The sequence below is a fragment of the Nocardia brasiliensis IFM 10847 genome (genome assembly GCF_000710915.1).
GTDB classification, from domain to species: Bacteria; Actinomycetota; Actinomycetes; order Mycobacteriales; family Mycobacteriaceae; genus Nocardia; species Nocardia brasiliensis_A.
Map to the genome: position 1 here is coordinate 38685 of NZ_BAUA01000077.1, position 13374 is coordinate 52058.

At 70.3% G+C, this 13374-nt stretch carries 12 protein-coding genes; 1 reads left to right on the forward strand and 11 read right to left on the reverse strand.

Annotation, left to right across the window (positions count from 1 at the left end; all coding sequences use genetic code 11):
* Positions 1–71: 71 nt before the first annotated feature.
* From NBRGI_RS16540 to NBRGI_RS16555, 4 genes are all read right to left on the reverse strand, one after another.
* On the reverse strand, positions 72–503 hold the full coding sequence (locus NBRGI_RS16540) for a YdeI/OmpD-associated family protein (protein WP_029897270.1): 432 nt from the start codon (positions 501–503) through the stop codon (positions 72–74).
* Between the two features lie 76 nt (positions 504–579).
* Positions 580–1032: a VOC family protein gene (locus NBRGI_RS16545; RefSeq protein ID WP_029897272.1), complete on the reverse strand. Its 453-nt coding sequence runs from the start codon at positions 1030–1032 to the stop codon at positions 580–582.
* 118 nt (positions 1033–1150) lie between these two features.
* The gene (locus tag NBRGI_RS16550) at positions 1151–1978 is read right to left on the reverse strand and encodes an aminoglycoside 6-adenylyltransferase (protein WP_081878111.1); all 828 of its coding nucleotides are present in this window, start codon (positions 1976–1978) and stop codon (positions 1151–1153) included.
* Between the two features lie 91 nt (positions 1979–2069).
* Positions 2070–2516: a cupin domain-containing protein gene (locus NBRGI_RS16555; protein ID WP_029897275.1), complete on the reverse strand. Its 447-nt coding sequence runs from the start codon at positions 2514–2516 to the stop codon at positions 2070–2072.
* Positions 2517–2674: 158 nt separating this feature from the next.
* Here NBRGI_RS16555 and NBRGI_RS16560 point away from each other — a divergent pair, with 158 nt between their 5' ends.
* Complete coding sequence (locus NBRGI_RS16560; RefSeq protein ID WP_029897277.1) at positions 2675–4378, forward strand: metallophosphoesterase; 1704 nt, start codon at positions 2675–2677, stop codon at positions 4376–4378.
* Here the strand turns inward: NBRGI_RS16560 and NBRGI_RS16565 are convergent.
* The 7 genes from NBRGI_RS16565 to nirD all read right to left on the reverse strand — a co-directional run bounded on the left by NBRGI_RS16565 (position 4350) and on the right by nirD (position 13357).
* Positions 4350–4721, reverse strand: coding sequence for a TfoX/Sxy family protein (locus NBRGI_RS16565; RefSeq protein ID WP_029897279.1), 372 nt, complete (start codon positions 4719–4721; stop codon positions 4350–4352). The genes NBRGI_RS16560 and NBRGI_RS16565 overlap by 29 nt on opposite strands.
* A 36-nt stretch (positions 4722–4757) precedes the next feature.
* Positions 4758–5735: an alpha/beta hydrolase gene (locus NBRGI_RS16570; RefSeq protein WP_029897281.1), complete on the reverse strand. Its 978-nt coding sequence runs from the start codon at positions 5733–5735 to the stop codon at positions 4758–4760.
* A gap of 40 nt (positions 5736–5775) precedes the next feature.
* Positions 5776–6483, reverse strand: a complete 708-nt coding sequence (locus NBRGI_RS16575) for a DUF6875 domain-containing protein (protein ID WP_029897283.1) — start codon at positions 6481–6483, stop codon at positions 5776–5778.
* A 58-nt stretch (positions 6484–6541) separates the two neighbouring features.
* Complete coding sequence (locus NBRGI_RS16580; RefSeq protein ID WP_235210981.1) at positions 6542–10693, reverse strand: non-ribosomal peptide synthetase; 4152 nt, start codon at positions 10691–10693, stop codon at positions 6542–6544.
* A gap of 228 nt (positions 10694–10921) precedes the next feature.
* Positions 10922–11725, reverse strand: a complete 804-nt coding sequence (locus NBRGI_RS16585; RefSeq protein WP_029897287.1) for a sirohydrochlorin chelatase — start codon at positions 11723–11725, stop codon at positions 10922–10924.
* Positions 11722–12951: a uroporphyrinogen-III synthase gene (locus NBRGI_RS16590; protein ID WP_029897289.1), complete on the reverse strand. Its 1230-nt coding sequence runs from the start codon at positions 12949–12951 to the stop codon at positions 11722–11724. The genes NBRGI_RS16585 and NBRGI_RS16590 overlap by 4 nt, the downstream gene beginning before the upstream one ends.
* 4 nt (positions 12952–12955) lie before the next feature.
* Positions 12956–13357: a nitrite reductase small subunit NirD gene (gene nirD / locus NBRGI_RS16595; RefSeq protein ID WP_029897290.1), complete on the reverse strand. Its 402-nt coding sequence runs from the start codon at positions 13355–13357 to the stop codon at positions 12956–12958.
* Positions 13358–13374 lie beyond the last annotated feature (17 nt).

A 13374-nucleotide genomic window follows, 5' to 3' on the forward strand; every position in this document is an offset into this window, starting at 1 on the left:
CTGTGCTCGCGCCTGGCGCGCGTTGGTCACGCCGCAGTGCCGGCGCTGATCATGTTTCGGCACAACCTCATTCACCGCATTGCGGCGACCACCTTCGCGATCCGGCGGGTTCGGGTGTCCTCGCGTTTGGCGTCGACGACCGACGCGACGTGTTCACGGCGGCGGGAATAGGACAGTTCGTCGAAGGCCGCGCGCAGGCCTGCGGCGTGCAGTGCGGCCGCGAGGTCGTCCGGTACCTCGACCGTACGCTCGGCGTCGTCACGCACCACGGTGACGAGCACGGTGTCGCCGGGGCCCTTACCGAGCTGGGTGCGGATCGCTTTCAGCACGCCCAGGCACGGTCCCGACCCCATGTCCACGATGGAACCGCGATATTCGACGCCGTCGAAGGTGGCGCGGACCGGGACGCGCCCGCCGCCCAGCGCGGCGGACACCGCCGCGGGGACGGCGACGAACGCGCCGCCGCCGAGCGCCGACTCGATCGTTCCCACGAATTGCTCCATGCGGCGACCCTACTCAGCTGAGCAGGGCAGACAAGGCCCGCGCGAGAATCCGGCGCGAGCCTCGTCGGCTGCGGCCTCAGGCGTTGTCGTAGGCGTCCTGCAGGGTTTTGATGTCCAGCTTGGACATGCTGCGCAGGGCGGTGCCGACCGCGATGGTCTTGGCCGGGTCGTCACCCGCCAACAGCTTCGGCAAAGCCGCGGGGACGATCTGCCAGGACAGGCCGAAGCGGTCGGTCAGCCAGCCGCACGGACCCGGCGCACCACCCTCGGTGAGGGCATCCCACAGGCGGTCCACCTCGTCCTGGGTTTCCACGATCACCTGCAGCGAAGCGGCGTCGGTCAGCGGGTGCCCGGGCCCGCCGTTCATCAGGGTGACGGCGTGCCCGTCGAGGTCGAGGGTGACGACCAACGCCGAACCGTCCGCGTTGCGGGCCACATCGGTGATCGCCGAGTTCGGCAGCACCGAGGTGTAGCAGGTGGCCGCTTCCTCGGCGGCGTTGTCGAACCAGAAGAAGGTGTTGACGGACATGCTGTGCTCCTTGTGCATCGGTGACTTGCTGTCACCCTCTGGTCGGAGCCGGGTCGACGCCTTCGACGTATCTCGCCGAAAAACTGCGAAAAATTTTGGAACGCGTTGAGCTGGCCTTTCAGCGCTGCGGGAGCTGATCGAGGTACGGGCGGACGGCTTTCTCGGCGGCCGCCGGGTAGTCCAGGCCCTGACTCGCGGCGACCGCCCTGGCGAGTTCGGCGAACAGGTCCGCGGTGGCCTGGGCCTGGCGCAGCGGGTCGCCGATCGCGAAGATCTCTTCGACGCGCTGCCACACGCCCGGCGCGGCCCAGTCCCGCATCTTGGTGCCACCGTGCCAGACGTCGTGCCCGGCGCCGTGGTGCGTCACCGCGTGCCATTCGATCATGGTCAGCAGCAGGTCCTTGGTCTCCTGATCCCGGGAGCGCACCACCCAGTGGTCTCCACGCGCCAAATACCTCGGCAGGTGTGCGATCTCGAACCAGAACTCCGCGCAATGGGCCGTGAACTCCGGCTGATCCGGTGGTTCCACCACCGGGCTCGCCCCGGTCGCCGCAGGTAGCCGCGCCGCGATCCCGGCGCGATCGAACAGCACCTGATAGCCCCGCTCGTGCAGTTCGTCCAGCCCGTCCGCGGCGAATTCGCGCAGCAGGTCCACCGGCAGTATCTGGAAGTCCGCCTTCACCCCGCCTTCGAAGAACACCAGATGCGCCGGGTTGTCGTAGGGCCCCTCCAGCTCGACGTTCACCCACACCTCCCCCAGCTCCCGCACCCACCCGTCATCCCCCGCGTACAGCTCGGGATCCGTCGTGAACACCTCGACGTCATGATCCGACAACGCGTCCACCGCCCCACCGACCCGCCCCCGCGACCCCGTCCGCAACACCACCCGCACATCCCCCCGTCCCCGAGCCCACTCCACCACCCGCACCACAAACCCGTCATCCATCCCCCGATCGTCCCCCACCCGCACCCCCACAACCACCCGCCAACCGGCTGGACCCCAAGGTCGGTGACTCAGGCCGGAAACGGGGGAACCGCTAGGCGCAGGGTGGGGCGGGGGCGTCTTGGAAGAGGGGGTGGGCGGTGGGTGGGGCGTAGACGACGTCGAGGATCAAGGGGGTGGGGCCTTGGTTGCGGCCGATGTGGACGTTCCAGGCGCCTTCGGGTTCGTAGATGAAATCGCCGGGGCGGTAGGTGGGGCCGGTGCAGTCGGGGCCGGGGTGGGTGAGGGTGCCGGCGCGGATGAAGCCGAAGACGGGGCCGTCGTGGTAGTGCCAACCGGTGGAACCGCCTGGGGCGATGGTGATTTCGCGAACGACGAGATCGGTGCCCGCGACGAACGGGAGCAGGCCGGCGGGGATCTGGGCTTGGGCGAGGGTGACGGCGGTGATGTCGGTGCCGGGGGTGGCGTTGGCGGTGACGCCGCCGCAGACGGCCGCGCCGAGCACGATCGCCGCGCCGGCCACGCGCAGGAATGGCCTCATCGCCGGAGCCTAACCGGCGCCACGACGGTTACGGAATGCGTTTTGTCGCGATTGCCGGAAAGGCACTGAAACTGCTGAAGGGAAAGTTCACGAATTGTTCGCGCGGCGCCTGCGGTGTCGAGTTGCCTGCGACAAGCGGGCCGTACAGCATGATGCGAATGCCGTCGCATCCGTTGAACCCCGCAGGCGATATTCCGGATACCGGAATCCCGGCCGCGCTCTCCGCCGAGATGACCATGGCCGAACAGCATGATTGGCACCGGGACTATCTGCGGCGTCATCCGGTGTCGCGGCGCAATATCCTGCGCGGCGCCGCGGCGGCGGCCGCCGTCGCCGCGGTGGGCACCTCGCCGTTCGGCAGGCGCGCCTACGCGCAGGACGCGCAACTGGCGGTCGGCGGTCGCCACGTCGGCTTCGGACCGGACGCGGCGAGTCAGCTGCGTTTCGCCGGTCAGCTGTCCCGGCGACCCGCGGGGACCAGGGTCTTTCTCGACCACGGCCCGACTCCCGCGCTCGGCGCGACGGTCGAGGCCGAGGTGCGCAACCTGCTCACCCAGGTGCCGCGCAGCGACGGCGGCGTGCTCGCGGCCGAACAGTTCTACGCGCACGCGCCGGTGGACGGCCTGCCCGGCCGGTTGCCGCATTTCTACCGCTGGCGCACCTCGGACGGGTTCGCCGGTGATATTCGCGCCGCTGCTCCCGCGATGCCGACCGCGCGGGCGGCGCTCGTGCCGTTCCGGTTCACCATGATGGGCGATCAGGGTACCGACGAAACCCCGGCACAGCCGCCCGGCATCGCACCCGGCGATTATGACGACAAATATTACAAAGCGGACAATGATCCGTCGGCGCCGCACGCCACGAATGTGCTGCGCCAAATCGCCGCCGCCAAACCGGATTTCCATATCCTGGCCGGCGATATCGCCTATGCCGATCCGTCCGGCGCGGGCAAACCGAACCAATTCGTCCCGCACGGCGGCAAACTGGCGTCCGGCTTCGACAAGTTCAATCCTTATGTCTGGGACGTGTACTTCGGCGCGATCGAGGACAGCGCGGCGCAGACGCCGTGGATGTTCGCCACCGGCAACCACGACATGGAGGCGACCTACGGCGCACTCGGCTACGGCGGGCACGCGGCGCGGCTCGACTTCCCCGGAAACGGGCCCGCCGGTTGCCCTTCGGCGTATTCGTTCACCTACGGCAATGTCGCGGTGCTCTCGCTGGACGCCAACGACATCTCCTACGAGATCCGCGCCAACACCGGGTATTCCGGTGGGGCGCAGACGAGTTGGGTGGAGCGCACGCTGGCGGCCTATCGGGCGGATCCCGAGATCGACTTCCTGGTCTGCTTCTTCCACCACTGCGCCTATTCGACGACCGAGGCGCATGCCAGCGACGGCGGCGTCCGCGACGCCTGGGTCGCGCTGTTCGACCGATACCAGGTGGATCTCGTGCTGCAGGGGCACAATCACGTCTTCGAACGCACCGACCCGATCCGCGGCAATGCCGCGACGAAGGTGGCGGGCGACAACTCGATCGTCTATCCGGAGTCGGACGGCACCGTCTACTACACGGTCGGCGGCGGTGGCCGTCCCCGTTACGAGTTCCAGCCCGGATCGCAGGAGTCCTACCGCGGCAACGAGTTACCGGACACGACGGTGCCGAACAGTTACGTGTGGGTGCCCGGCGGCGGCAAGCAGTCGGAAGCGGCGCCGTGGTCGCGGGTGCGGTTCCGCAACTACTCGTTCCTGCGGGTCGACGTGCGGCCCGGCATCTTCGCCAGCGAGATGGACGTGGTGGCGGTCGACGAGTACGGCCGCGAATTCGACAAGCTCACCTACCGTCGGCAAGTCCGCGCCTAGTGCCCGACTTCTGCTTCGGCGGCAGCGACCGCGCGTAACCGACACCGCGCTCGACCCATTCGCGCAGCACCGCGTCGTCGTCGGCCGCCTCGGCGGTGACGCGCAACCAACCGACCATCTCGCGCCCGCCCATCACCATCGGCCGCACGATGTCACGCGCGAGCAGGTCGTCGTGCTCTCGCGGGTCGACCCGGACCAGCAGTCCGCCCTGCCCGCTGGCCGCCACCGCCATATTGCCGCCGATCAGGAAGGCCAAGCCGCCGAACATCTTTCGTTCCGACAGCGCCGGCCCCGGGGCGATCATCAGCCGGATGCGATCGGCCAATTCCTCGTCATACGCCATGACGGCATTGTCTCCCCGGGCACCGACAGGTTCCGGTCAAGCACCGATGGCCGCGGCGAACAGCGGCCAGGACAGGTGCACGTCGTCCTGCCAATAGGTCCAGGCGTGCGTGCCCGCCGGGCGCAGGTTCGCGGTCACCGGGATGCCGAGCTGGTGCAGCCGATCCACGAACGGCCGGGTGCAGCCGCCGACGACGGTCTCCATCACGCCGCCGACCAGGACCCGATCGATCAGCCGAACCGGATTCCCGTCGACCCCGGTGTCACTGATGTTGTCGTGCTCGCCGGGCGCACCGGTGCCCGAGGAGACGTACAGCGCCACCCCGCGCAGGCGTTCGGCCTGCACCGTCGGATCGTGCGCGAACCACGCCGGATTGTCCGGCGCGCCCCACATGTTCGCCGCGTTCGCGCCGAACACCGCGAGCTGCGAGGTGACCAGCGCCTGCGCCCCGGGGTCGCTGGTGCGCGGGCAACCGCTGTAGGCCCCGACCGCCTGGTACATGCCGGGCGCGCCGATCGCCAGATTCAACGCCGAGGTGGCCGACATGGAAAGTCCCGCAACGGCATTGCGCCCCGTCATGTCGAATCGCGATTCCAGCAGCGGCGGCAGTTCCCTGGTCAGGAAGGTGGACCACTGATTGCGACCGAGCGCGGGGTCGTCCTGCAGCCAGTCGGTGTAGAAACTGGCCCGCCCGCCGATCGGCACGATCACGTTGACGTTCTTGTCCGCGAAGAAGTCCGCGACGTCGGTGCGGCGCATCCACGGCCCGCCGTCCTCGCCGCCGTCGACGGCGTTGAGCAGATACAGCGCGGGCGCGCCCGCTCCGGGATGCGACATCCACAGGGTGATCGGCTTGTTCATCGCGGCGGAATGCACGACCACCTCTAGCTGCCGTCCGCCGAGCGGCCGCACGTCGAGGATGCGGGAATCGGGATCGGCGCCCGCCGTCACGGCCGGCACGATCGCGGCGAGCAGCACGAGCAGGGAAACCAGGCAACGCATCAGCCGGCGCATGATGTCGAGTATCTATCAGGCGGATCGCGACCCGTGGCATTCAGCGGGCGTGTTCGCCCGGCGAGTGAACACGCAGGTCGGTGATGCCATCGTCGGCGACTCCGGTCCGTTGCAGCCGTTCGGCTATCGACCAGCGAAGACGGCGCGGCAGATCGGGCGCCACCTGGGTCAGGTAGGCGTACAGCCATTCGGTGCGTTCGACGAGAAACGGGAAGTCGGTGTTCATCATCTTGCGGATCACCAGCATCGGCAGCGGCGCGTCGAGCGGGCGGAAGTCCTTGTTCCACAACCCGGATACGCCGCAGCCCGGATAGAACTGGCCGAGCATCAGCCCCTCGGCGACCACGGCGGTCTTGCGCGCCTGATGCACCGCGTCGACCGGGCCGTACCGGGTGAGGCCGGGGAACAGCGTGATGGCTGCCAGCATGCCGGCGTCGCGTCCCGCAGCGTCGCGCAGCCCGCGATAGATCTCGAAGGCGTCGTCCACCGCAGCGGTCATGGTATCGACGGCCGGTTGCGCGCCGGGCACGACGGCGACCCACAGGCTGTGATGCGTCATCGTATGGCGCACAAAGGGGCACACCGGCCCGTCGCGGCCCAGCGCGGGATCCGGACGCGCCAATCGGTCGGCGAGGTACCGTAACAGCTTGTCCGCATGCGGGTTTCGCTCCACCCAAGCCGCCGGGTCGTCGTAGACGTTGCACCATTCGAGGCCGGTACGCGGCCCTACATGGCTGCGTAGGCTCACGACCGGCCCTCGCCAGGAGTGGCGAAACCACCTGGGCGCGGATCGGAATACACCTGATTCACTGTTCCCGCGCCGCCGTCACGGGTACCGCCGTGCGTTCCAGATGGCGGGCCAGGATCGGCCCGATCACGGCGACGACATCGGAATTGGTGAGCTGAGCATGCGTCGCCGCCACCGGGTGCTCGATGAGATCGCCCGTGACGTAGGGCCGCCACATCTCGGCACCGAACAGCTCGGTCATCCCGCGGGTCGCCGAAAAGTACAGCAGGTCACCGTCGTACACACCGGGACGGTAGCCGTGCGCGAGCGCCACGCCGTCCACGTAACCGCGGTGCAGCCGCTCGAGCTGCAGCGCGGACAGACCGGTGCCGAACGACGCACCCGCGCGCGCCAGTTCGGCGGCGGCCTGGTCGGCACTCAGCTCCGGGGCGGCATCGGCGTCCAGTGGTTCGTCACCGAGCAAGTGGGTCAACAGGTCTCGCATCCGCGGCACCGGCGGCGGCGCGGCACCCTCGGGCACGACGACGCTGTCCAGCATGGCCAGCGCGCCGACGGCGGCGCCGCGCGCCCGCAGCCGCACCGCGATCGCGTGCGCGATCTGCCCGCCGAGCGACCAACCCAGCAGGTGGTACGGCCCCTCGGGTTGGGCGCGAATCATCGTCTCGACATAGCTGTCGGCGAGTTCATCGATGGTGCCGATGGCCTCGGCCTGGCCGGTCAGCGTCGGCGCTTGCAGGCCGTACACCGGCCGGTCGGTGATGTAGCGGGCCAGTCCGGCATAGCACCAGGCCAGCGGCACCGCGGAGTGCACGCAGAACAGCGGTGGCCGAGTGCCGTTGCCGCGCAGGGCGAGCAGCACACCGAGCGCGTCATCCGCGGTGTCCGCGCCGTCGTAGCCCGAGATGCGCGCCGCGAGTGCGCCGACCGTCGGCGTGGTGTACAGCCAGCGCACTGTGACCGGCACGCCGGTGGCGGCCGCCAGCTCGGCCGAAACCGCCACGCCCAGCAGGGAATTCCCGCCCAGTTCGAAGAAGTCGTCGACCAGGCCGACCCGTGACTGCCCGGTCGCCCGCTCGATCTGCGCGGCGACCAACCGCTCGGTGTCGGTCTCGGGCGCGACGTAGGGACGCGGCGCGGCCACCGGCGCCGGCAGCGCGCCGCGATCCAGTTTCCCGTTGCCCGACACCGGCAATCGGTCGAGTTCGACCAGCGCCGCGGGCACCAGCGCCGCGGGCAGGGTGCTGCGTAGTCGACGTGCGGTCGTCACCGGGTCGAACCGCGCGCCCGGCGCGGTCACCACGTAGGCGACCAGGCGCGCCTCGGATCGGCCCGCGTCGGCGACGGTCACCACGGCTTGCGCGATCTCGGGGCCCGCGAGCAGGGCCGATTCGATCTCGGCGGGCTCGATTCGCCGCCCGCGGACCTCCACCTGCCCGTCCGCACGGCCGAGGAATTCGAAGGCGCCGTCGGGGCTCGCACTCACCAGATCGCCGGTGCGATACAGCCGTCGGCCGATGCCGAACGGGTCGGCGACGAACCGCACCGCGGTACCCACCGGATCGCGGAGATAACCGTCGGCGACCCCGATGCCGCCGAGATACAGCTCGCCCCGGGCGCCGGGCGGTACGCGGACCAGACGCGAATCGAACACCACCGCCAGCACTCCCGGCAGCGCCGCGCCGATCGACACCGGTTCGCCGGGACGCATCGCCTCGGTTTGCGTTGCCATGACGGTGGTTTCGGTGGGCCCGTACCCGTTGAACATGCGCACGTGCGGCGCCCATTCGCGGACCAGCTCCGGCGGGCACGCCTCACCGCCGACCACCACGGCGCGCAGCCTCGGTATCGCGGTCGGCGACAAGGTCGCGAGCACCGCGGGCGTGGTGAGGAAGTGGGTGGCGCCGCTGTGCTCGAGCAGCCGGGCGAGCGCACCGCCCGCGACCACGGCCGGCGATGCCACCACCAGCCGAGCGCCGGCCGCGAAACAGCTCAGCAGCTCGAGCAGGTGCGCGTCGAACGACGGCGCGTGCGCGTGCAGCACCACCGAATCCCGTTCTACCCCATAGTGTCGGAGAATATAGTCGGTCAGCGAGCCGAGACCGCGGTGGGTGACCAGCACCCCTTTCGGCACTCCGGTGGTGCCCGAGGTGTAGATCAGATAGGCGGGGTGGTCCGGCCGTAGCGAGCGCGGCCGCTCGGCGTCGTCGATCGGTGTGCCCGCCCGGCGCACCACCTGGGTCACCGCACGGACATCGTCGAGCAGGTGCCAATGGACGCTGCACCGGCCGACGGTCACGAGCTCCCCCGTATCGCAGGGCAGCAGCTTGCGTACCGAGGTGACCGTAAGCCCTTGGCGCGCGCCGGAATCCGCGATCACCGCGGCGATCCGCGCGGGCGGGTCCGCCGGGTCGACCGGGACGAAACAGGCGCCGGATCTGGCGACGGCCCACAGCGCGAGCACCGACTCCAGCGAGCGCGGCACGGCCACGACGACGAACTCGCCGGGCCGCGCTCCGGCCGCCATCAACTGCCGGGCCCACCGGGCCGAGCGCTCGTCGAGTTCGCGATAGGTCATGGTGTGCGTGCCGTCCTGTACCGCGACGGCGTCGGGCACCGGCCCCGCGCGCAGCAGATCGGGCAGCACCCGGATCGGGCCCGTCGGCTCGACGACCGCCGGGGCCGGCAGTTCGAGGTCCAATGCCGGTGTAGGACAGTCGGTTTCGGCGGCCAGAAAACGCGCGAAGTAGTCCAGGAACATGCGGTGCTGCCAGGCCACCAGGTCGTACCGGTAGCGCGCCGGGTTGGCGTGGAAGTCGATGCTCACCGAGCGCTCGTCCGGACCGGCCTGGTAGCCGTTGACGAGCAGGTCTTCCACCGGCCCGAGCGAGAGCAGCCGCGCCTGCCCGGTCAGCGCGCCGAGACTGAGCGGCTCGGTGAACCCGAGCACGTTGACCACCGGACCGAAGCCACCGCGTTCGACGTGCTGCTGCCCGCGATCGCGCTGCATGTCCTCGTAGCGATACCGCTGATGCCGCAGCGCGCCGATCACGCGGGCGCGCACCTGCGCGATCACCGCGCCGACCGTCGCGGTGTCCAGGCCGGACAACCGCAGTGGCACCACGTTCGACATCGACCCCGCGGACCGGCGCAGCGCCGCGGTCGGGCGCGCGGTGACCGGCAGCGTGAGCGTGACCTCGTCGCGCCCGGTCATCCGCGCCAGATAACAGGCGAACGCCGCGACCGCGAGTTCCGGGAAGGTGGCGCCGTGGGTGGCGCGCGCGGCGGCGAGCAGTTCGGCCGTCGCGGCATCCAGCGTCGCGCTCACCCGGTGTGGCCGCGGCTCGGGCGCGGCGGGACGACCGGCCAGGCCGACCGGTTCGGTGAGCGCGCGCAGTTGCTCGCGCCAATACTCCCGGTCCGATTCGGCGCGCGCCGAATCCTGGTATCTGCGTTCATCTTCCAGCAACTCCGGCACGGTGAGCGCCCGCGCGGCAGCGGATTGGGGAACCTTCGACGACGTCAGCGAACTACTCACCGCCGCAACGTTTTCCATCGTCATACTGGCGTAGGAGCCGGTGCGCGGCGCACTGTCGGAAACAGCCCGCGCCGACCGGCGCAGCACCCGGGTGGTCGAGCGGCGGCGACCGGCATCGGCGGGCCCACCGGTATCGGTCGCGCAGTCGCTCACGGCGTCGAGCCGATGCGCCGCAACGACTTCCGCACGGTAGAGCTCACCGGTGCGCCGCAGCACCGCCGCCGCGCCCACCCCGTCCAGCACGATGTGATGGCTGCGCAGGTACAGCAGGTGATGGCCCGGCCCCACCTGGAACACCGTCGCGACGGTGAGCTGATCGGTGAGCGGGTCGAGCGGTGCGGTGTAGTCACGCTCCATCAGTTCCAGGGCCGCGGCCATCGGGTCGGCCTGGTCGGTCAGCCGCACCCGGCGGATCGGCAGCTCCGCCGCGGCGGGCACGTACTGGCGCGGATATCCGTCGACCATCCGGAAGCGCAGGTGCGGCGACTGCAGTTCGTGGGCCGCGCGCCGGGCGCAGCGCGACATCAGGCCGATCTCGAGCGGACCCGACAGGTCCAGGTACATCGCGACCGTGATCGGCACCCCCGGATGCAACTGCTGGGCCACCCACCAGCGCAGCTGCGCCGTCGACAGCGGGTACATCGGCTGCGCCGTGGCGTCGGCTCCGGTCAACACGCCTCCCTGCGATTCGGAAAGCCACCGCTGAATCATCCAGGGGCAAACTTACGGCATCCAGGCGTGAACCCTCCGTAATTTCAGCACAATCGGCGCGTAGCACAGACGACTACCTGCTCAGATGGGTGGTGATCCCACCGATCGGCTCCCTATCGGCGCCCGAGACCGAACGACGGACGAGCACACCCGGCGCTATACGAAGTCGCGGGTCGAAGACACCGAGGCCGGTCAGCGCACGCGCGCCCGCACCAGCTCCCGCGCGGCGGCGCGATACCGGTCGGCGATGAGCCGGACCACGGCGGGATGGACCCCGATGGGTTCGGCCACGCCGTCGGCCCCGGCGTCGTGCAGACGCTCGTGGAACAGACCGTGCGCCAACAGATAGGACGCGACGAAAACTCGCTCGGCACCGGACTCACGCAGCGCGGCAACGACATCCGCGACGCGTGGCGCACCGGTGGCGATATAGCCGAGGCGGACCGGCGTGTCCAGCCGTTCGGCCAGCATCGCGGCGGCGCGGCGAACATCTTGGCGCGCACGGGGATCCGAGGAACCCGCGGCGGCGAACACGACCGCGTCCCCGGGCCGCCACCCCGCGGCGCGCAGCCGCATGGTCATGATCCGGGCCAGCGCCGGGTCCGGGCCCATGGCCGGGGTGATCGCCACCGCGCCGTGACCGCTGTCGGCCACCTCCCGCGGCACATCCTGATAGACGTGGTACCCGGAGGCGAGGAAGGCCGGAACGACCACGGCGGGAACGGATTCACCCGCCGTGCCGGTCAGGTCGCGCAGCACCTCGGCCGGTGACGGGCCGAGCACGTCGACGAAGGAGGTCCGCAGAACGGGCACGGCTGCCTGCTGCGGTCCGGGAACGAGGGGAAGGGGTTCCCGGGCCGCAGCGGCATCGGCGTCGCGCCCCGAAACCGCGACGCCGAGCTCGTTGCCGACCGCCTCGGCCAGCGCGGCGATCATCTCGACGCCGCGCGCGCTTCTGGTGCCGTGCGCGACGAGCACCAGCGCGGGGGCGCTCACCACGCCCCCATGGTCTGGGCATGCCGCAGCGGGGTGCTGAAACCGGGCATCTGCGGGCCGCCGAATTCGGACCGCGGATTGTTGTCGACGCATTCGGCCGCGTCCATGGCCAGCCGGTAGCCGCGCTTGACCACGGTCTGGATCGCCTTCGGCGCACCGAGTCCGGCGCGCAGCCGGGCGATCGCGGTTTCCACCGCGTGCGTGTCGCCGCCGCCGCCGGGCAGCGCCGCGAGCAGGTGCTCCCGGGAGACCACCCGGCCGGGCTGCCTGGCCAGCGACCGCATCAGCGCCATCGGCGCGGGCGCCAGCTGGCGTACCTCACCGTCGACCACGACGCAGCCGCCGCGCACGCTCAGCGTGTGGCCCGCGGCGTAGATCCGGTTGGCCCGGCGCGGCAGTTCCTCGGCGACGTGCCGGGCGAGCGCACCGAGGCGGGCCCGCCCCGGCATCGAGGTCGGCACGCCGAGCTCCTCCAGCGGCGCCGCGGTGATCGGCCCGACGCACGCGGCCAGCACCCGGCCGCGCAGGGCGTGCAACACTGCTTCGAGCAGCCCGGTTTCCTTGGCGCGCATCAACATCGACGCGACGGCGGGCGCGCTGGTGAACGTGACGCAGTCCAGGCTGGAGGTGACGATGGCCTCGATCATCAGGTCCATCGGCTGCTGATCCTGCGGCGGCTCCCAGCGATACACTGGCACCGGCACGACATCCGCACCGGCGCAACGCAATACCTCACAGAAGTCGGGCACCGGCTCCCACTCGGTGGTGGCGCCGTGCAACTGCACCGCGATCCGCACCCCGTCCACGCCCTCGGCGAGCAGATGATCGAGCACCTCGGCCGAGGACTCGGACGCGGGCGACCACTCCTCGCGCAGTTCGGCCGCGCGGATGGCGCCCTTGGCCTTCGGGCCGCGCGCCAGCACCCGGGTGGACCCGAGCGTGGTCCGCAGTTGCTCCGCGATGCCCCAGCCCTCGGCCGCCTCCATCCAGCCACGAAAGCCGATGCCGGTGGTGGCCACCACGATCTGCGGGGGATCGACGACCAGTTGGCGGGTTACTCGCTCCAGTTCGTCGTCGTCGGCGAGCGGAATGATCCGAATGGCGGGTGCGAACACCACGCCCGCGCCCCGGCGGACCAGCAGGGTGGCGAACTCGTCGGCGCGTCGCGCCGCCGTGATGCCGATGGTGAATCCCGCGAGACAGGCGCTCGCGTCGGGAGTATTCATGAGTTCATCCGTCCGAGGAAGCGAGCCCGGCAACCACCGGCTCGTTGGAAATCGACACGATGCCGTCGGTCACGCTCACCGCGTATACCGGCAGCATTGCCGATTCGTCGTCCAGGCAGCGCCCGTCGACCAGTGAGAAGGCCTGCTTGAGCAAGGGCGACGCGACGACGGGCACGCCGCCGCGGTCGCCGACGATCCCGCGCGACATGACCGCCGCGCGTCCGAACGGATCAATGTTGCCGACGGCGTAGAGAATGCCGTCGCTCATCAGGAACAAGGCGGCCTGTCGGCCACCTTTCAGCAACACCGCGACGCCGCGGCCGGGAATCAGGTAGTCGAGCCGGCACGCTTGGGTCCAGCCGGTGGCGGTAGCAGCGGCAATGCCGGGGGCATCGATCACGGTCATCGGTGTCATCCTCCAAA